Origin of the sequence: Comamonas sp. CAH-2 (assembly GCF_009668305.1) — a bacterium.
GTDB lineage: Bacteria > Pseudomonadota > Gammaproteobacteria > Burkholderiales > Burkholderiaceae_C > Comamonas > Comamonas aquatica.
Window position 1 is genome coordinate 1 of sequence record NZ_VSWF01000023.1, and the last position, 17,449, is coordinate 17,449.

Consider the following 17,449-nt stretch of genomic DNA (forward strand, 5'->3'; position numbering starts at 1 on the left):
CTGCAGGCCTGTGGCTGCCGGGCCGCACTGCTGCCCGGCAGCCACAGGCCTGCAGCAACGCCTAAAGGACCGCATGCGCAGGCGGTGCCGCCCGTCATCGGCGCCCTGGGGGCATGGCGGTGCCGAGGTGCCCGTCGCAGTCCCGGGCCAGTTCGGTGACGGCCAGGTGGACACGGGATGTCAGTGGTGAAAAATGCCTTGGGCGCTGGTGAGCGTTGCGCTGATTGCTATGTTTTGCGGAGCGTTTGTTCGCCGGTGCAGATTGCTGGACGGCGTGCGAAAGGGCAAGCGTGGCCGACCGCCACCGCGCGGGCGCAGCGCACCGGCACGGCTCCCACCCCCCGCAGGGGGCATGCGCACCACGGTGGCAGGGCAGTGTGGCAGCGGACACACAGGGCTTCCCTGGGGCGCCCCGCGGATGGCCCTGGTGCCCGCCCGGTGCGTGACAGGCTCTGCGGGCCGCAGCGGTTATCGTAGAGCCCTATCACGGTGCGCAGTCTGCGCCAGGGAGACGGGGGAGGCCCAGCCAAGGACCATCGCGCGGGCGATGGCCGGCGGTGCTCTGCCGGGCCTGGGCGCGCAGGCGTGCGCACGGGGCCTGCGGGCCGTTTGCATCCACCGCCTTCGAAGGAGTTTCATGCCCACCCCCAACCTATTCAAGCGCGCCTTGCAGGCGGGCCAGCCGCAGATTGGCCTGTGGTCCACCTTGCCGTCGCCCTATGTCAGCGAGCTGCTGGCGGGCAGCGGTTTCGACTGGCTGCTGCTGGACACCGAGCACACGCCCACCGATGTGCCGCAGATGGTGCAGCAGCTGCAGGCCGTGGGCGCGGCGCAGACGCGCACCGGCTGTACGCCCACGCAGGCCGTGGTGCGCCCGGCCTGGAACGACAAGGTGATGATCAAGCGCTACCTGGACATCGGCGCGCAGACGCTGCTGCTGCCCTTTGTGCAGAACGCCGACGAGGCCCGGGCCGCGGTGCAGGCCGTGCGCTACGCCCCCGATGGCGTGCGCGGCATGGGCGGCAGCATGCGCGCCTCCAACTTCGGGCGCGATGCCGAGTACGTGCGCCGCGCGCACGAGGAAATCTGCCTGCTGGTGCAGGTGGAAACGCGCGAGGCCCTGGTCAACCTGGAGGAGATCGCCCAGGTCGACGGCGTGGACGGCGTCTTCATCGGCCCGGCGGACCTGTCGGCCAGCCTGGGCTATGCCGGGCATTCCACGCACCCGGACATGACCTTCATCATCGACGACGCGCTGCAGCGCATCCGTGGCTGCGGCAAGGCGCCAGGCATCCTGGTGACCCAGCCCGAGCGCGTGCAGACTTGCCTGCACCAGGGCGCGCTGTTCGTGGCCGTGGGCATGGACATGCTGCTGCTGCGTCAGGGGGCGGACGCGCTGGCCCAGCGCTTCAAGCCCGGCCACATCCACACGGGCGCCAGTGTTTCCATGTATTGAGGCGCGGGGCCGGCTTCCTACAATGGGCCGCGCGGTTTTGCCCCGTGGCGCAACATGGAAAACAGAAGCAGGCCGCGCTCGGATTGTTTGGCTTTGCGGTATGTTTGTGTTCCTGATCCTTGATTGGCCAGCGCAAGCAGCTATCAAAACCTTGACGGCCTGCGCACGGTGCGGGGGCCGACTTTTCTTCTCCCAGGCTGAGTACCCACCATGTCCCCTGCTTACCCCGACACCCAGTTGCTGATTGATGGCCAGTGGCAAGACGCTGCTGGCGGCAAGAAGATTCCCGTGCACAACCCGGCCACGGGCGCCGTCATCGGCCATGTGGCCCATGCCAGCAAGGCCGATCTGGACCGCGCGCTGGCCGCCGCGGCCAAAGGCTTTGCGATCTGGAAGCACACCAGCGCCCACGACCGCCAGGCCGCGATGCGCCGCGCGGCAGCGCTGCTCAAGGAGCGTGCCGACACCATCGCCGCGCTGCTGACGCAGGAGCAGGGCAAGCCCCTGGCCGAAGCCAAGGGTGAGGTGCTGGCCGGTGTGGGCATCATCGAATGGTTTGCCGACGAGGCCCTGCGCCTGTACGGCCGCATCGTGCCCGCGCGCCGGGGCGATGTGCAGCAACTGGTGATCAAGGAGCCCGTGGGCCCCGTGGCGGCCTTCACGCCCTGGAACTTCCCGGTCAACCAGATCGTGCGCAAGATCAGTGCCGCGCTGGCCACGGGCTGCTCCTTCCTGTGCAAGGCGCCCGAGGAAACCCCGGCCTCGCCGGCCGCGCTGTTCCAGTGCTTTGTGGATGCGGGCGTGCCCGCCGGCGTGATCGGCCTGGTGTATGGCGATCCGCACGAAATCTCCAGCTACCTGATTCCCCACCCCGTGATCCGCAAGATCACCTTCACCGGCTCCACCCCCGTGGGCAAGCAGCTGGCGGCCCTGGCCGGCGCGCACATGAAGCGCTGCACCATGGAGCTGGGCGGCCACGCCCCCGTGATCGTGGCCGAGGACGCGGACGTGGAGCTGGCCGTGAAATCCGCCGGTGCTGCCAAGCTGCGCAACGCCGGCCAGGTCTGCATCTCGCCCACGCGCTTTCTGGTGCACCAGAGCCTGCAACAGCAGTTCACCGAGCAGGTCGTGGCGTACTTTGCATCCATCAAGGTGGGCAACGGCCTGGAGGCCGACAGCAAGATGGGCCCCCTGGCCAACCCGCGCCGCGTGACCGCCATGCAGTCGCTGGTGGCGAACGCCCAGAACAAGGGCGCCAAGCTGCTGATGGGCGGCCAGACGCTGGGCGATGCCGGCAACTTCTACGCCCCCACCATCCTGGCCGACGTGCCGCTGGATGCCGAGGTGTTCAACAACGAACCCTTCGGCCCCATGATCGCCATGCGCAGCTTCGATAAGCTGGAAGAGGCGATTGCCGAGGCCAACCGCCTGCCCTATGGCCTGGCGGCCTATGCCTTCACCGCCTCGCTGAAGAACGCGCACCTGCTGAGCCAGCACGTCGAGTCCGGCATGCTGTGGATCAACCAGCCGGCCGTGGCCTCGGCCGAAATGCCGTTTGGCGGCGTGAAGGATTCGGGCTATGGCTCCGAGGGCGGCACCGAGGCGCTGGAGGCCTACCTGATCCCCAAGGCCGTTTCGATAGCCATGGTCTGAGCCGCGCTGCGCACCCGTTCCAAGGCCGCCCCCGGGCGGCCTTTTCCTTTCCTTTTCTTTGCGCCTACGCCGCGTGCGCGGTCACCGTGCGGTCCAGGCTGCGGCGCTGCGCGTTGAAAAGAACTTTTCAGCGCGCGCCAACCGACCAGCGCGCCCGCGTGGGCACACAGCCCTGTGCTGGGCAGTCCTACACGCCGGGCGCAGCAACTGGTGCAAGATGGGGGCATGGTCGGGCATTGCCCGGCTGCAAAGGCTTTTTCCCATCACAACATGGAGGATGCGATGACCACGTTGACCCCTGGTGAATCCCAACCCGGCTTTACCGAACTGTTTGCCCAGCTGGGCCTGCCCAACGACGAGGCCAGCATCCAGCAGTTCATTCGCCAGCACCACCCCCTGGCCGATGACCTGCAGCTGCACGATGCGCCGTTTTGGAGCCCCCAGCAGGCGCAGATGCTCAAGGAGAAGATCCGCTGCGATGACGACTGGGCCATCGTGGTGGACCAGCTGAGCCTGGCCCTACGCAAGGCACCGGAATTGCACAAGTAGGCGGCCCCGCGCCCGCACCACCTCCAGGGCCGCGCTGCGGCCCTGGGGTTTTGGGGGTGTCATCCGTGTGTCGTGGTGATGGGGGGGAGCAGCGCTGCGCGTGGGTTGGTGCGCGTCAACAAAGATGGTGGCCCCGTCCGGCGGTGTGACCGCGTGCGTGCCGCGGAGCCAGGTCAAGGCCCGGTCAGGCCAGCCACTGCGTGAACAGCAGGCCCGCGCCCAGCAGCCAGGCAAACAGCAGGGCCGCCAGCAGCAGCGGCTTGACCCCCGCGGCCCGCACGGCCTGCACATGGGTGGTCAGGCCCAGTGCGGCCATGGCCACGGCCAGCAGCAGGTTGTCCAGTTGCACCCCCCATTCCACCAGCGGCCGGGGCAACACGCCCAGCGAGTGGATGCCGGCCACCACCACAAAACCCAGCGCAAACCAGGGCAGGCGGATGCCGCCCAGGCCCGTGGCCTGCGTTGCGCCGTCCTGGCGGTCCTCGCGGGCCTGCCACAGCGCCAGCAGCAGCAGGAAGGGCGCCAGCATCATCACCCGCACCATCTTGGCGATCACAGCGGTGCTGGTGGCTTCGGGGCTGATGGCCGCGCCCGCCGCCACCACCTGGGCCACCTCGTGCACGGTGGCGCCCACGTACAGGCCGTAGCGCTGCGCGTCCATGGCGATCCAGCCGTGGTCAGCGTTCCACTGGTACAGCACCGGGTACAGGAACATGCCCACGGTGCCGAACACCACCACGGTGGCGATGGCCACGGCCACATCCTGGGCGCGGCCCTTGGCCACGGGGGCCGTGGCCAGTACGGCCGCTGCGCCGCAGATGGAGCTGCCTGCGCCGATCAGCAGGCTGGTGCGCCGGTCCAGGCCCAGCAGGCGTTGGCCCAGCAGGCAGGCCAGGCCGAAGGTGCTGGCCAGCACCAGGGCATCCAGCGCAATGCCGCTCCAGCCGACCTGGGCGATGTCCTGGAAGGTCAGGCGCAGGCCGTACAGCACGATGCCTGCGCGCAGCAACTGCTGTTTGGCCAGGCCCACGCCGGGGCCGCTGGCGGCGGCCAGGCGCGGGTAGACGGTGTTGCCCAACAGCAGGCCCAGCACGATGGCCAGGGTGAGGGCGCTGAGCCCGTGCGCGGCCGCCCAGGGCTGGGCTGCCAGCCCCAGGGCCAGCAGGGCGATGACGGTGCTCAGCAGCAGGCCGGGGGCGGTGCCGCGCAGCCACTGCAGGGGGGTATCGAGGGAGAAGGTGGAAGGTAGCGTGTTCATGACCGGGCTGGCGCAGGGGACAGTGGCGCCGAGCTGGGGATCACTTTAGATAGTTTGGTTATATTCGTATAACGAATAGTTTTTCTTGAATCTACCTGCCAAACAGGTTGAAGAAGGTACGCCCCGCATGTTGCACCTGACCTTGCGCCAACTCGACATCTTCAGCGCCGTGGCCCGCCACGGCTCGACGGTGGCGGCCGCGGAGGCCGTGGGCCTGTCGCAGTCGGCGACCAGCGCTGCGCTGCAGCAGCTGGAGACCGGGCTGGGCGTGCAGCTGTTCGAGCGCGTGGGGCGGCACCTGGTGCTCAACGATGCCGGGCGGGCCCTGCTGCCGCAGGCGCAGTCGCTGCTGGAGCAGGCGCGCGGCATCGAGCAGGCGTTTGGCCCGCACGGCCCGGGCCTGCCGGTGCGCCTGCGCGTGGCGGCCAGCACCACCGTGGGCAGCTATGTGCTGCCCAGCGTGCTGGCGGCGCTGGCGCGCAGCCACCCGCACATCAGCGTGGATGTGGGCATCGGCAACACGCGCGAGGTGGCACAGGCCGTGGAGGCGCTGGAGGCGGACGTGGGCCTGATCGAGGGCAGCAGCCACTGGGCGGGCCTGGCGGTGCAGCGCTGGATGCAGGACGAGCTGGTGATCGTGGCGGCGCCGCAGGACCCGCTGTGCCAGGCCGCGCGCGACAAGCCCCTGGGCGTGGCCGTGCTGCGCCAGGCGCGCTGGCTGCTGCGCGAAGAAGGTTCGGGCACGCGCGAAATGGTCGAGCACGCGCTGCTGCCGCGCCTGCAGCAGCTGCCGGCGGCGGCGGTGCTGGGCAGCTCGGAGGCGATTGCCCGCTGCGTGGCCCAGGGCCTGGGCATCAGTTGCCTGCCGCGGGTGCTGGTGCAGGCCATGCTGGACGATGGCAGCCTGGTGGTGCTGCCCACGGCCTTGCCGCGCATGGAGCGGCATTTCTCCATCGTGCAGCGCGCGGGCAAGCATGCCTCGCCCGCGCTGCAGGCCTTCACCCAGGCCTGCGCCGCGCATGCGCGGGCGCTGCAGCCCTGACGGTCCATCTTTCAAAAGCGCAGCGGCTGGCGCTGGAATGCATTGGGGTTCAAGGTGATTTCAATCTGAAAACACCGCCCAATGTGCGCTACCAGCTCTCTTTTTTTACTTCAATGGAATCGGTGTGCTGCGCGGCACGGGCACGGCGGTGATGCTGTTCTGCGGCGAGCCTTCGATCACGCGGTCCGAGTAGGTCATGTAGACCAGGGTGTTGCGCGTGCTGTCCACCATGCGCACCACGCGCAGGCGCTTGAACAGCAGCGAGGTGCGCTCGGTGAACACCTCTTCCTGCTGGCGCAGCGGCGCCGGGATGCTGATGGCGCCCGTGGCATGGCAGCTGATGGAGGCTTCCGAGCGGTCCTCGGCCAGGCCCAAACCGCCCTTGATGCCGCCGGTCTTGGCCCGCGACACGTAGCAGGTCACGCCCGGCACCTTGGGGTCGTCGTAGGCGTCGACCACGATTTTGTGGTCCGGGCCCAGCAGCTTGAACACCGTGTCCACGGAGCCGATGGTTTGCGCCTCGGCCAGCGCCTGCCCGCAGCCCAGCAGCAGGGCGCAGGCCATCCAGAGTCGTTGAGTTTTCGGTTGCATGGCTGCAAGCATACGGGCTGCGGGCCTGCAGGGGGCGCCGGCATGCACGACCTGCCAGGGGTGTCTTGTATACAAGCGGCCACATGCGCTGCGCCGGCGCGCGACAATGCCGTCCCTTTGGCATGCGCGTGCCCCCCGTTCCTGGGGCCGGCAGCGCGCGGCCTGCCGTCTGCAGGCCGCTTTGGACCCGTGATCTTCCATGTCTTCTTCCTCGATGGCGCCGCCCTCCGTGCTGGCAGCGCCCGCTTTGCTATTGATGGCCGTGGCCTGCGGCCTGTGTGCCGGTGGCAACTACTACAACCAGGCCTTGCTGCATTCGATTGCGCTGCACTTCGGCGTGGACCAGGCCGCCGCCGGCCTGTCGGTGACCGTGGCGCAGGTGGCATATGCCGTGGGCCTGCTGTGCATCACCCCGCTGGGTGACAAGCTGGAGCGCCGCCGCATGGCCGTGGTGCTGATGCTGCTGGCCGCCGTGGGCCATGCCCTGGTGGGCTGGTCCGGCAGCTTTGCCATGTTCATGCTGGGCACGCTGGTGGCCGGCCTGTTCTCGGTTGCGGCCCAGGTGCTGGTGCCCATGGCGGCGGCGCTGGCCGCGCCCGGGCATGCGGGGCGCAATGTGGGCCTGGTGCTCAGCGGCCTGCTGGTGGGCATCTTGCTGTCGCGCAGCGTGGCCGGTGGCCTGTCCACCCTGGGCGGCTGGAGCCTGGTGTACCAGGTCACGGCCGTGGCCATGGCCGTGATGGCGCTGTGCATGCGCCGCGTGCTGCCCACCTCGCGCCACCCCCAGCCCCTGCCGTATGCGCAGGTGCTGGCCTCGATGGGGCATCTGTTGCGCACCCAGCCGGCACTGCGCCAGCGCACCCTGGCCAGTGCGCTGGCCTTTGCCGCGGTCAGCGTGATGTTCGCCACCATGTCCCTGGTGCTGTCCAGTGCGCCCTTGCAACTCAGCGATGCGCAGATCGGCCTGGTCGGCCTGGCGGGCGTGACCGGGGCCCTGATCGCCAACCTGGCGGGCAACTGGGCCGACCAGGGCAAAAGCCATGTGCTGCTGCGCCTGGGCGCGGCGCTGCTGCTGCTGTCCTGGCTGCCGCTGTGGTGGGGGCAGGCCAGCGTGGCCTGGTTTGTGGTGGGCGTGCTGCTGATGGACCTGGGCCTGCAGGCCATCAACGTGACCAACCAGTCCAGCGTGGCCAGCCTGCTGCCCGAGGCCCGCAGCCGCATGAATGCGGTCTACATGACCGGCTATTTCGGCGGCGCCTCGGCCGGCTCGGCCCTGGGCGTGTGGGCCTGGAACCTGGCCGGCTGGCAGGGCGCTTGCAGCGTGGGCGCCGGGCTGGCCGCCCTGGCGGGCCTCAGCGTCTGGCGTGGTGTGCGTTGGAGCCAGCGCCAGGCACTGGGTCAGGCCCAGGCCGCCTGAGGGCTGCAGCGGCCCGCACGACTGGCCCCAGGGCCGCTGCGGTCAAGCGTGAGCGTGTCGGGTGGTCATGGGGCCTGGACCAGGTTGGGCACTGCCACGGCCACGTGCTCGATCCGGTTGCGCCCATGGTGCTTGGCGGCGTACAGCTGCTGGTCGACCGCATGCAGGAAGTCGGTGTGCAGGGCCGCCTCGTCGGGCACCACCGTGCCTGCACCGATGCTGACGGTCACGCGCCGGCTGAACGGTGACAGCGCGTGCACGATGGCCTTTTTCTGGATCAGGCGCTGGCAGCGCTCGGCCACCTTGTGCGCGGCGTCGGCGTCGGCGCCGGGCAGCAGCACGACAAACTCCTCGCCGCCGTAGCGCGCCACCAGGTCCCGTGGGCCGTCCAGGGCCAGGCTCAGCGTCTGGGCGATATCGATCAGGCAGGCATCGCCCTGGATGTGACCATACAGGTCGTTGTACTGCTTGAAGAAGTCCACGTCGAAGAGCAGCACGGACAAGGGTTGCTGCTCGCGCTGCGCCTGCTCCCAGGCCGCTTCGAAGTGGGCGTCGAAGCTGCGGCGGTTGGCGATGTTGGTCAAGCCGTCCTTGAAGGACAGGACCTCCAGCTCCTTTTGCAGGCTCAGCAGTTTTTCCTCGGTCTTCTTGCGTTCGCTGATGTCGAACATGAAGCCGATCAGGGCCTCCACCTCGCCCTGGGGGTTGCGCACCACGTGCACCACGTCGCGGATCCAGACATAGCCGTTGTCCTTGGTCAGCGCCCGGTAGTCGGCCTCGTGGTCCACCCCGCACTGGGACTGGGAGACGCAGAAGTTCACCACGCGCTCACGGTCTTCCGGGTGCATGCGCATGGCCCAGTCCTCCACGCTGACCCAGCTGTCGACGCTCCAGCCCAGCAGGGCCTCGATCTGCGGACCGATGTAGCTGAACTTCATCGAGGCCCAGTCGATCTTCCAGGGAATCGCCTGCGTCGATTCCAGCAGGGTCTTGTACACGCCGTCGTTGTTTTCGAAATCACCAGCCTTGGACATACTCATTTCCTCTCCTGATCACCACTGCGCTGTGGGTGTGCGATGTAGCAAGTTGTGTGCGCGGTGGCAGAGCATACCGGGATGCGATGACCAGTCTGTAAGTGCTTGCCCGCTGGTTGACTGCAGTGCCAGGGTAGGGGGGGGCGAACTGCGCAAAAAAATGGCCCCTCAGGGAGGAGCCATTCGTTGGAGGCGCATGCCGGTCAGGCCTTGGCCGCGGCTTCCACGTGCTGGCGCAGGTGGGCCAGGGCTTCTTCCACCTGGTCGACCAGCACCAGGCACAGGTCGCCGGGTTGCAGGCGCGCCAGCGCATGGTCGATGGCCAGGAACTCGCCGTGGATCTCTGTGCTGTAGCTGGTGCGGGAGGCCCCCACCAGGCCCTGCTTGAGCAGGGCCAGTACTTCGCCGTCTTCACGGCCGCGCTGGCAGGCATCCTGGTACAGGATCACGTCGTCGAAGGCGGCGCCCAGGATGCGGGTCTGCTCCACGATGTCCTGGTCGCGGCGGTCACCGGCGCCGCTTATCACCACGCTGCGGCGCTGCGCCGGCATGCTGGACACGGCCTGGGTCAGCGCGCGGATGGCGTCGGGGTTGTGGCCGTAGTCGGCAATGATGGTGGCACCGCGGTAGTCCATCACATTGAAGCGGCCGGGGGCGTTGGCGCTGTCGTTGTGGAAGCTGGCCAGGCCGCGGCGGATGGTGTCCCAGGGCAGGTCGGCGGCCCAGGCGGCACCGATGGAGGCCATGGCGTTGTCGACCTGGAAGCCGATGCTGCCGTTGCGCGTCAGCGGGATCTCGGCCAGTGCCAGGGTTTCCTTGAAGGCCCCTTCGGCGCAGACGATGTGCTCGCCTTCCACGTACACCACGCGGTTGCCCTGGGCACGGTGCGTGGCCATGATGGGGTGGTGGCGGTCGGCGCCAAAGTAGATCACCTTGCCCAGGCAGACGTTGGCCATGGGCGCCACGTGCGGGTCGATGGCGTTCAGCACGGCATAGCCGTTGGGTGCCACGTTCTGCACGATGACGCGCTTGAGCAGCATCACGTCGTCCACGGTGGTGATGAAGTTCATGCCCAGGTGGTCGCCTTCGCCCACGTTGGTGACCACGGCCACCTGGCAGCGGTCAAAGCCCAGGCCTTCGCGCAGGATGCCGCCGCGCGCGCATTCCAGGATGGCGGCGTCGACCTCAGGGTGGGCCAGCACGTTGCGCGCGCTCTTGGGGCCAGAGCAGTCGCCGCTGTCGATCTGGCGGCCGTTGACATACACACCGTCGGTGTTGGTCATGCCCACGCGCAGGCCTTGCGTGGCGAAGATGTGCGAGATCAGGCGCGTGGTCGTGGTCTTGCCGTTGGTGCCGGTGACGGCGACCACGGGGATGCGGCCATCCTCGCCGGGGCCGAACAGCAGGTCGACCATGGGGACGCCGACATTGCGCGGCTTGCCGAACGAGGGCGCCAGGTGCATGCGCAGGCCGGGGGCAGCATTGACCTCTACGATGCCGCCGTTTTGCTCTTCCAGCGGCTTGAGCATGGTTTCGCAGACCACGTCCACGCCGCAGATGTGCAGGCCCACGCAGGCCGCGGCCTCGATGGCGCGGGCGGCGATCTCGGGGTGCACGTCATCGGTCACGTCGGTGGCGCTGCCACCGGTGGACAGGTTGGCGTTGTTGCGCAGCACCACACGTTGGCCCTGGGCGGGGATGGAGTCGGGGGTCAGTCCTTCGGCGGCGATGCGGCCCAGGGCGATGTCGTCCAGGCGGATCTTGGTCAGCGCCGTGCCGTGGCCGGAGCCGCGGCGGGGGTCCAGGTTGACGAGGTCCACCAGCTCGCGGATGGTGTGCTCGCCATCGCCCAGCACCTGGGGTGGGTCGCGGCGGGCGGCCGCCACCAACTGGTTGCCGACCACCAGCAGGCGGAAGTCGTGACCGGGCAGGAAGCGCTCGACCATGACCACGGTGCCGAACTCCATGGACGTGGCATAGGCCTTGTCCAGTTGCTCGCGGGTGGTGATGTTGACCGTCACGCCCTTGCCCTGGTTGCCGTCCTGGGGTTTGACCACCACGGGCAGGCCCACTTCCAGCGCCACGGCCCAGGCATCGTCCACGTCCTTGACGGGGCGGCCCATGGGCACGGGCACGCCGGCGGCGTGCAGCAGGCGTTTGGTCAGGTCCTTGTCCTGGGCGATGGTCTCGGCCACGGAGCTGGTCTGGTCGACTTCGGCGGCCTGGAACTTGCGGGCCTTGGAGCCCCAGCCCAGCTGCACCAGGCTGCCGGCCGTGAGGCGGCGGAAGGGAATGCCACGCGCCAGGGCCGCATTGACCAGCGAGCCGGTCGAGGGGCCGACGCGTTCGTCCTCGTCCAGCTCCTGCAGGGCATGGATGGCGGCCTTGGCGTCGAAGGCGGTGTCGTTCAGCGCGGCCTGGATCAGTTCCTCGGCCAGCGCCATGGCGCGCTTGCCCACGGCTTCCTCGGTGTACTCGACCACCACCTGGAAGGTGCCGGGCTCCACTGTGGCGTGGGTGCGGCTGAAGGTGACCTGGCAGCCAGCCTGGGCCTGCAGGGCCAGGCCAGCGGCTTCCAGCACGTGGGCCAGGGACAGGGTGTTGTCCATGCCCTGGGCTTGCAGGCTGCCGATGGCCGGGAAGCGGGCGCGCAGCTTGTCTTCGAAGCCGGCGATGCGGGTGAAGTCGGCTTCGTCGGGCGTGCAGTGCACGACGCATTCGATAGCGGTGTTGCGGCTCCAGAGGTTGGGGCCACGCAGGGCGCGGGTGCGGGAAATTTCCATGGTCTGTCTTTCCGCTAAATTTGGGTCAAATTGGCATTCAACGTAGATCTAGCAAGCACTGGTAGCTATCTTTTTAATTACAGAGACTGGTAGTCGAAGGTCTTGATGCCGGCGGCGATCAGATCGGGCGTGATGTCCAGCGCCCAGGCCGTGGCGATCGCGGCCAGCAGGGCCGGGGTGTCAGGCTCGAAGCCGTTGACGGGGCGCAGCACTTCCAGGGTGCCCAGCACGCGTTCGGAGGTCCCCTGCACCAGCACCACATCGCGGCCATTGAGCACCACGGCGCGGCCACCGCCTTCGCGGTGGGTGACGACCAGGGGGTGCTTGGGGTCCTGGGTGTAGAACAGCACCTGGCCGTCGCACAGGCGGGCCAGGTCGGCGGCCGGGGCGTCGTCGGCATTCAGCACGCCGGCGCCGTGGCTCAGCACCACGTCGATCTGGGTGCGCAGCACGCGGGTCATCTGGTCGGCTTCGAGCACGTCGTGGTCGGCCAGGCCTTCAAAACCGTCCAGGTCAGTGACCACGCCAACCTGGCAGCGGTCATAGGCCAGGCCTTCTTCGAGGATGGAGCGCGCCGTGGTCTGGATGACCGCGGCTTCGGCCAGGCGGTTGACCAGCAGGCGGTGCGCGGCATGCCAGTGGGTGTTGTCGCCCTTTTGCGTCAGGCGGCCTTCCAGGAAAGTGCCTTCGCTGCTGGCCACGCCGGTGCGCTTGCCCGACAGCTGCAGCAGCCAGCCCACCAGGCGGGCGATGAAGGCGTTGTGGCGCGTGCCGGCAATCCCGACCACGGGAATGCGGGCGGCCTGGCCTTCGGTGTCACCGTCGGTGGCGGGGAACAGGTGCTCCACGATGGCCTGGCCCACCGGGCGGGACACGCCCACGCTGGGCTTGAGGTGCATCAGCAGGCCGGGGCCGCCGTTGACTTCCAGGATGGCGCCGCCCTGGGTGTGCAGCGGCTGGCGGATGTCCTGGCAGACCAGGTCCACGCCGGCAATGTCCAGGCCCACGACCTTGGCGGACAGGGCCGCCATGTAGGCGACGTCGGGATGCACCTCATCGGTGCAGTCCACGGTGACCACCTTGGCGCGCGGGTTGTTGCGGCCTTCAGGGTACTCGCCGCGCGAGGCAGCCACGACCTTGTCACCCACCACCAGCAGGCGGTGCACATGGCCGGGGATGTGGCGCTCGACCATCACGTAGCGGGTCAGCTTGCGTGCCTCGTCGTAGGCGGCGCGCACTTCGGCTTCGGTCGTGAGGTTCACGCCCACGCCCTGGCCCTTGTTGGAGTTGTAGGGCTTGACCGTCACGGGCAGGCCCATGTAGTCGGCCTCTTCCCAGGCGTGGTCGGCGGACTTCACCAGCTCCCAGTCGGGCACGGGCACGCCGCAGGCCTTGAGCAGTTGCTTGCTCAGGTCCTTGTCCTCGGCAATGCCGAAGCCGATGGCGCTGGTCTTGTCGGTCTCGGTGCTCCAGATGCGGCGCTGTGCGGCGCCATAGCCCAGTTGCACGAGGTTGCCGTCGTTCAGGCGGATGAAGGGGATGCGGCGCGTTGCGGCCGCATTCACGATGCTGGCGGTGCTGGGGCCGAGGTAGCGGTTCTCGATCTCGGCCTTGATGGCCTGCACGGCGGCGGGCACGTCGAAGGGCTGGTTGTTGATCGCGGCCATGATCAGGCCGTGGCCCTGGCGCAGGGCCACGTGGGCCACCGATTCCTCGGGGCAGCGGAACACCATGCGGTAGACGCCGTGCTGCGAGACGCTGCGCGTCTGGCCGAACTCGGCCGGCATGCCGGACATGTTCAGCAGCTCGATGATGGTGTGCTCCAGCACATGGCCGCACCAGGTGCCTTCGGTCAGGCGCTCCAGGAAGCCGCCCCGGTGGCCGACGCCGCAGTGGTGCTCGATCAGGCCGGGCAGCCAGGTCGTCAGGCGTTCGGTGAAGCCTTCGATCTTGTTGGAGGGGTAATCTTCGAGTTCACCAAGGTCCAGCCACACTTCAAGCACTGGACGGTATGTCCAGACGCTGGGGCCACGCAGGTAGGTGGTACGAAGCAGTTGGATGTCTTTGAATGTCGCCATGGATGTCAGCGTTGGTGTGGAGGCTGGGGTCAAAGGCCACAGTCTGAAAAAGAGAGGACCATCGTGTGCGGGAGGCAAAACCGGGGCTGCTTGTCAGCCAAACTCGCTCTTGCTGCGTTGAAAGGTGCAGCTCCTACTCGGAGACCACGTGTTCTTGCAGAGAATACGCTATGTCCCACCCCTTTGGCAGCTTGGCCAACGCAGGGTTCTAACGATTCAACATGCAACATCACCATCCTGTAGACGCTTCCAGTGTCTTCAATGACCCTTTGGGGGCTGAATTGCGGGCGCAGCTCGCACCCCATGAGAACGTCCAAGCCGCACTGTCGGTTGACTTGACGGTGTCGCTGCGCTTTGCGCAGGGGCTGCTGGTGCTGACGGATCAGCAGATTGTCGGCAAGAGCGCGGACGGCGACTGGCAGCGCTGGCCGCTGACGGCAGACCTGACGCTGCGCTTCATTGACCACGCTGGCGTGGGCACACTGGAGCTGCACAACCCCCAGCAACGCCTGGCCCTGTGGCGCTTCACCCTGGGCCAGCAGGCCCAGGCGCTGCGCTTTCTGCAGCGCTTTGAGCAATTCCGCGAAGCCCTGGCGGCCGGTGACATCCGCCAGGCCCTGGTGCCGGTCGAGGAAAACCGCTGCCCCGTGTGCAGCGAAATCCTGCCCCCGGACAGCGACGAGTGCCCGGCCTGCGCCCGCCAGGCCGGCCCCAAGGCCTCGACCTGGGTGTTGCTGCGCATCGGCCGTTTCGCCAAGCCCTACCAGGGCCTGCTGATCTGGGGCTTCGTGCTGACCCTGCTGTCGACGGCGGCCACGCTGGTGCCGCCGTACCTGACCATCCCCATCATGGATGACATCCTCATCCCCTACCAGAAGAGCGGTCAGCCGATTGATCCCTACCTGGTGGCGCTGTACCTGGGCGGCCTGCTGCTGTCGGCCCTGCTGGCCTGGGGCCTGGGCTGGGCGCGCACCTGGGTGATGGCCAAGGTGTCGGAACGGATTGGTGCCGACATGCGCACCACCACCTATGCCCACATGATGAAGCAATCGCTGGAGTATTTCGGCGGCAAGCGCACCGGGGACCTGATGAGCCGCATCAGCGCCGACACGGACCGCATCAACATGTTCCTGTCGCTGTACGCGCTGGATTTCGTGACCGATGTGATCATGATCCTGATGACGGCCGTCATCCTGGCGTCCATCAACCCCTGGCTGGCCCTGGTGACACTGGTGCCGCTGCCCTTCATCGCCTGGTTGATCCAGAAGGTGCGCGGACGCCTGAGCGTGGGCTTTGACCGCATCAGCCGGGTCTGGGCCGATGTGACCAACGTGCTGTCGGACACCATTCCCGGCGTGCGCGTGGTCAAGGCCTTTGCCCAGGAAGAGCGCGAGATCGAGCGTTTCCGCCTGGCGAACGTGCACAACCTGGAAGCCAACGACCGCGTGAACAAGGTCTGGTCGCTGTTCTCCCCGACTGTGGGGTTGATGACGGAAATCGGTCTGCTGGTGGTCTGGGGCTTTGGTATCTGGCTGGTGGCCCAGGACCAGATCACCGTGGGTGTGCTGTCGGCCTTCATCGCCTACATCGGGCGCTTCTATGTGCGTCTGGACTCGATGAGCCGGATTGTGAACATCACGCAAAAGGCCGCCGCGGGTGCCAAGCGCATCTTCGACGTGCTGGACCAGGTCAGCAGCGTGCCCGAACCGGTCAATCCCGTGCCCCTGCCGCAGCCCGTGCAGGGCCGCATCAGCATGCATGACATCGGCTTTCGCTATGGCAGCCGTCAGGTGATCCGTAGCCTGAACCTGGACATCCAGCCGGGCGAGATGATCGGTCTGGTGGGCCACAGTGGCTCGGGCAAGAGCACCCTGGTCAACCTGATCAACCGTTTCTACGACGTGACCGAGGGCAGCATCCAGCTTGACGGCATCGACATCCGCCGCCTGGCGGTGTCCGACTACCGCAGCCAGATCGGCCTGGTGCTGCAGGAGCCCTTCCTGTTTTTCGGCACGGTGGCGGAGAACATCGCCTACGGCAAACCCCATGCCACGCGCGGCGAGATCGTGGCCGCGGCCCGCGCCGCCCATGCGCACGAGTTCATCCTGCGCCTGCCGCACGGCTATGACTCGGTCGTGGGCGAGCGTGGCCAGGGCCTGTCGGGTGGCGAACGCCAGCGCATCAGCATTGCGCGCGCCCTGCTGATCAACCCGCGCCTGCTGATCCTGGACGAGGCCACCTCGGCCGTGGACACCGAAACCGAAAAGGAAATCCAGAAAGCCCTGGACAACCTGGTGCAGGGCCGCACCACGATCGCGATCGCCCACCGTCTGTCGACGCTGCGCAAGGCCAGCCGCCTGGTGGTCATGGACCGCGGCGAGATCGTCGAAGTCGGCCCGCACGAGGAGCTGATGGCGGCCAAGGGGGCCTACTGGCGTCTGTATGAGGCCCAGGCGCGCCGCGCCGAGGAAGATGCCCAGGCCGCAGGCCTGGTGGTGACACAACAGGAGAGTGCCCGATGAGCCCCGAAATCCGTCTGGAGCGCAACCGCCATGGGCGGCTGTGCGTGCAACTGGCCGACGGCACCCGGCACGACACGGTGACCCCGGTGCGGGCCTTCCCCCTGGAGGCGCCGCTGGAAGCGATTTCCCTGGTGGGCCCGGATGGCAAAGAGGTCTGCTGGATCGAGCACCTGGACCACCTGCCGGCCGACCAGCGCGCGCTGCTGGAGGAAGACTTTGCCGTGCGCGAGTTTGTGCCCGTGGTGCAGCGCATCGAGGCCATTGATGCCATCTCCGTGCCCAGCGTCTGGACGGTCATGACCGACAAGGGGCGCACCACGCTGACGCTGCGTGCCGAAGAAGACATCCGCAAGCTCAAGGACCAGCACCAGTTGCTGATCGCCAGCCGGGATGGCGTGCAGTACCTGATTCCGGATGCCCGCCAGTTGGACCGGCAGTCGCACAAATTCCTGGAGCTGTTCCTGTAACAGCGGTGGCGATCAGTGGTTCCGACGAACGGCAGTCAAAAAGTTGAAAAATTTCCTAAATTTTCACTACAAGCTGCCGATAAAACAGACGGAACCTGTTTTTGCCGCCGCTTTTATTCCGTGAATCGAGGGTCTCGCCATGTCAATACCACCTGTAGAACGTACTCCCATCCAGTGGACCAACACCCAGGGTGCCAATCTGTACTCCACAGGTGCGTCGGGGCCGGCTGCGGTGCGCCCTGTGCACGCGGTGAATGCCGTGGAGTCCGCGGACAAGCTGGGTGAGGGCGTGACCGTCACCATCAAGAGTCCGGAAAAGCCCTCGGACAAGAGCCTGGAAGACCGCGACTGGACCGAGGTGCAGGAGAAGAAGGTCAAGGAAGAAGAGCAGGAGCCACCCAAGGAGCCCATCTACAAGCAGCTGATCGAGCACATCCAGTCGATGTGGCGCGCCAGCGCGATGGCGGTGGAAGCGGCCCAGGAAGCGCAGAAGACCGACCAGCAGGAGCGCAACATGCTGCAGGTGCGCACCGAGCCACTGACCTACGCCGAGCCCAAGGTCAAGCGCACCGGCGGTCTGTAAGCACCCCGGCGTCCAC

13 protein-coding genes are annotated in these 17,449 nt (G+C 67.5%); 8 read left to right on the forward strand and 5 right to left on the reverse strand.

The window, feature by feature from the left end:
- Positions 1-637: 637 nt before the first annotated feature.
- From FYM52_RS12755 to FYM52_RS12765, 3 genes are all read left to right on the forward strand, one after another.
- Complete coding sequence (locus FYM52_RS12755; protein WP_043381717.1) at positions 638-1,456, forward strand: aldolase/citrate lyase family protein; 819 nt, start codon at positions 638-640, stop codon at positions 1,454-1,456.
- A 210-nt stretch (positions 1,457-1,666) separates the two neighbouring features.
- Positions 1,667-3,109 (forward strand): NAD-dependent succinate-semialdehyde dehydrogenase, encoded by a 1,443-nt coding sequence (locus FYM52_RS12760; RefSeq protein ID WP_154164370.1) that lies wholly within the window; start codon positions 1,667-1,669, stop codon positions 3,107-3,109.
- A 282-nt stretch (positions 3,110-3,391) separates the two neighbouring features.
- Complete coding sequence (locus FYM52_RS12765) at positions 3,392-3,658, forward strand: DUF2789 family protein (RefSeq protein WP_154164371.1); 267 nt, start codon at positions 3,392-3,394, stop codon at positions 3,656-3,658.
- Positions 3,659-3,842: 184 nt separating this feature from the next.
- On the opposite strand, the gene FYM52_RS12770 is transcribed toward FYM52_RS12765, so the two are convergent.
- Positions 3,843-4,916, reverse strand: coding sequence for a YeiH family putative sulfate export transporter (locus tag FYM52_RS12770; protein ID WP_154164372.1), 1,074 nt, complete (start codon positions 4,914-4,916; stop codon positions 3,843-3,845).
- A 127-nt stretch (positions 4,917-5,043) separates the two neighbouring features.
- Here FYM52_RS12770 and FYM52_RS12775 point away from each other — a divergent pair, with 127 nt between their 5' ends.
- Positions 5,044-5,958, forward strand: coding sequence for a LysR family transcriptional regulator (locus FYM52_RS12775; protein WP_154164373.1), 915 nt, complete (start codon positions 5,044-5,046; stop codon positions 5,956-5,958).
- 105 nt (positions 5,959-6,063) lie between these two features.
- Here the strand turns inward: FYM52_RS12775 and FYM52_RS12780 are convergent, their stop codons facing one another.
- Entirely contained in the window at positions 6,064-6,522 is a 459-nt protein-coding gene (locus tag FYM52_RS12780; protein ID WP_154164399.1) for a CreA family protein, read from the reverse strand.
- A gap of 226 nt (positions 6,523-6,748) precedes the next feature.
- On the opposite strand from FYM52_RS12780, the gene FYM52_RS12785 reads away from it, so the two are divergent.
- Complete coding sequence (locus FYM52_RS12785) at positions 6,749-7,966, forward strand: MFS transporter (RefSeq protein WP_154164374.1); 1,218 nt, start codon at positions 6,749-6,751, stop codon at positions 7,964-7,966.
- 65 nt (positions 7,967-8,031) lie between these two features.
- On the opposite strand, the gene FYM52_RS12790 is transcribed toward FYM52_RS12785, so the two are convergent.
- The 3 genes from FYM52_RS12790 to FYM52_RS12800 all read right to left on the reverse strand — a co-directional run bounded on the left by FYM52_RS12790 (position 8,032) and on the right by FYM52_RS12800 (position 13,861).
- Positions 8,032-9,000 (reverse strand): sensor domain-containing diguanylate cyclase, encoded by a 969-nt coding sequence (locus tag FYM52_RS12790; protein ID WP_154164400.1) that lies wholly within the window; start codon positions 8,998-9,000, stop codon positions 8,032-8,034.
- A 203-nt stretch (positions 9,001-9,203) separates the two neighbouring features.
- Entirely contained in the window at positions 9,204-11,783 is a 2,580-nt protein-coding gene (gene cphA, locus FYM52_RS12795; protein WP_154164375.1) for a cyanophycin synthetase, read from the reverse strand.
- A gap of 77 nt (positions 11,784-11,860) precedes the next feature.
- Positions 11,861-13,861, reverse strand: a complete 2,001-nt coding sequence (locus FYM52_RS12800; RefSeq protein WP_154164376.1) for an acetate--CoA ligase family protein — start codon at positions 13,859-13,861, stop codon at positions 11,861-11,863.
- Positions 13,862-14,082: 221 nt separating this feature from the next.
- Between FYM52_RS12800 and FYM52_RS12805 the strand changes: the two genes are divergently transcribed.
- The 3 genes from FYM52_RS12805 to FYM52_RS12815 all read left to right on the forward strand — a co-directional run bounded on the left by FYM52_RS12805 (position 14,083) and on the right by FYM52_RS12815 (position 17,433).
- Positions 14,083-16,383 (forward strand): ABC transporter ATP-binding protein, encoded by a 2,301-nt coding sequence (locus tag FYM52_RS12805; protein ID WP_154164377.1) that lies wholly within the window; start codon positions 14,083-14,085, stop codon positions 16,381-16,383.
- Positions 16,380-16,850 carry a DUF1854 domain-containing protein gene (locus FYM52_RS12810; protein WP_042414794.1) on the forward strand — a complete coding sequence of 157 codons (471 nt, stop codon included), beginning with the start codon at positions 16,380-16,382 and terminating at the stop codon, positions 16,848-16,850. Before FYM52_RS12805 ends, FYM52_RS12810 begins: the two co-directional genes overlap by 4 nt.
- Positions 16,851-16,989: 139 nt before the next feature.
- Positions 16,990-17,433, forward strand: coding sequence for a hypothetical protein (locus FYM52_RS12815; protein WP_042414790.1), 444 nt, complete (start codon positions 16,990-16,992; stop codon positions 17,431-17,433).
- The last annotated feature ends 16 nt before the right edge of the window (positions 17,434-17,449 follow it).

What these genes read in the sequence shown, in the direction of transcription:
- FYM52_RS12755 (WP_043381717.1), top strand. Translation starts at nt 638, where the DNA reads ATGCCCACCCCCAACCTATTCAAGCGCGCCTTGCAGGCGGGCCAGCCG.
- FYM52_RS12760 (WP_154164370.1), top strand. Translation starts at nt 1,667, where the DNA reads ATGTCCCCTGCTTACCCCGACACCCAGTTGCTGATTGATGGCCAGTGG.
- FYM52_RS12765 (WP_154164371.1), top strand. Translation starts at nt 3,392, where the DNA reads ATGACCACGTTGACCCCTGGTGAATCCCAACCCGGCTTTACCGAACTG.
- FYM52_RS12770 (WP_154164372.1), bottom strand. Translation starts at nt 4,916, where the DNA reads ATGAACACGCTACCTTCCACCTTCTCCCTCGATACCCCCCTGCAGTGG.
- FYM52_RS12775 (WP_154164373.1), top strand. Translation starts at nt 5,044, where the DNA reads ATGTTGCACCTGACCTTGCGCCAACTCGACATCTTCAGCGCCGTGGCC.
- FYM52_RS12780 (WP_154164399.1), bottom strand. Translation starts at nt 6,522, where the DNA reads ATGGCCTGCGCCCTGCTGCTGGGCTGCGGGCAGGCGCTGGCCGAGGCG.
- FYM52_RS12785 (WP_154164374.1), top strand. Translation starts at nt 6,749, where the DNA reads ATGTCTTCTTCCTCGATGGCGCCGCCCTCCGTGCTGGCAGCGCCCGCT.
- FYM52_RS12790 (WP_154164400.1), bottom strand. Translation starts at nt 9,000, where the DNA reads ATGTCCAAGGCTGGTGATTTCGAAAACAACGACGGCGTGTACAAGACC.
- cphA (WP_154164375.1), bottom strand. Translation starts at nt 11,783, where the DNA reads ATGGAAATTTCCCGCACCCGCGCCCTGCGTGGCCCCAACCTCTGGAGC.
- FYM52_RS12800 (WP_154164376.1), bottom strand. Translation starts at nt 13,861, where the DNA reads ATGGCGACATTCAAAGACATCCAACTGCTTCGTACCACCTACCTGCGT.
- FYM52_RS12805 (WP_154164377.1), top strand. Translation starts at nt 14,083, where the DNA reads ATGCAACATCACCATCCTGTAGACGCTTCCAGTGTCTTCAATGACCCT.
- FYM52_RS12810 (WP_042414794.1), top strand. Translation starts at nt 16,380, where the DNA reads ATGAGCCCCGAAATCCGTCTGGAGCGCAACCGCCATGGGCGGCTGTGC.
- FYM52_RS12815 (WP_042414790.1), top strand. Translation starts at nt 16,990, where the DNA reads ATGTCAATACCACCTGTAGAACGTACTCCCATCCAGTGGACCAACACC.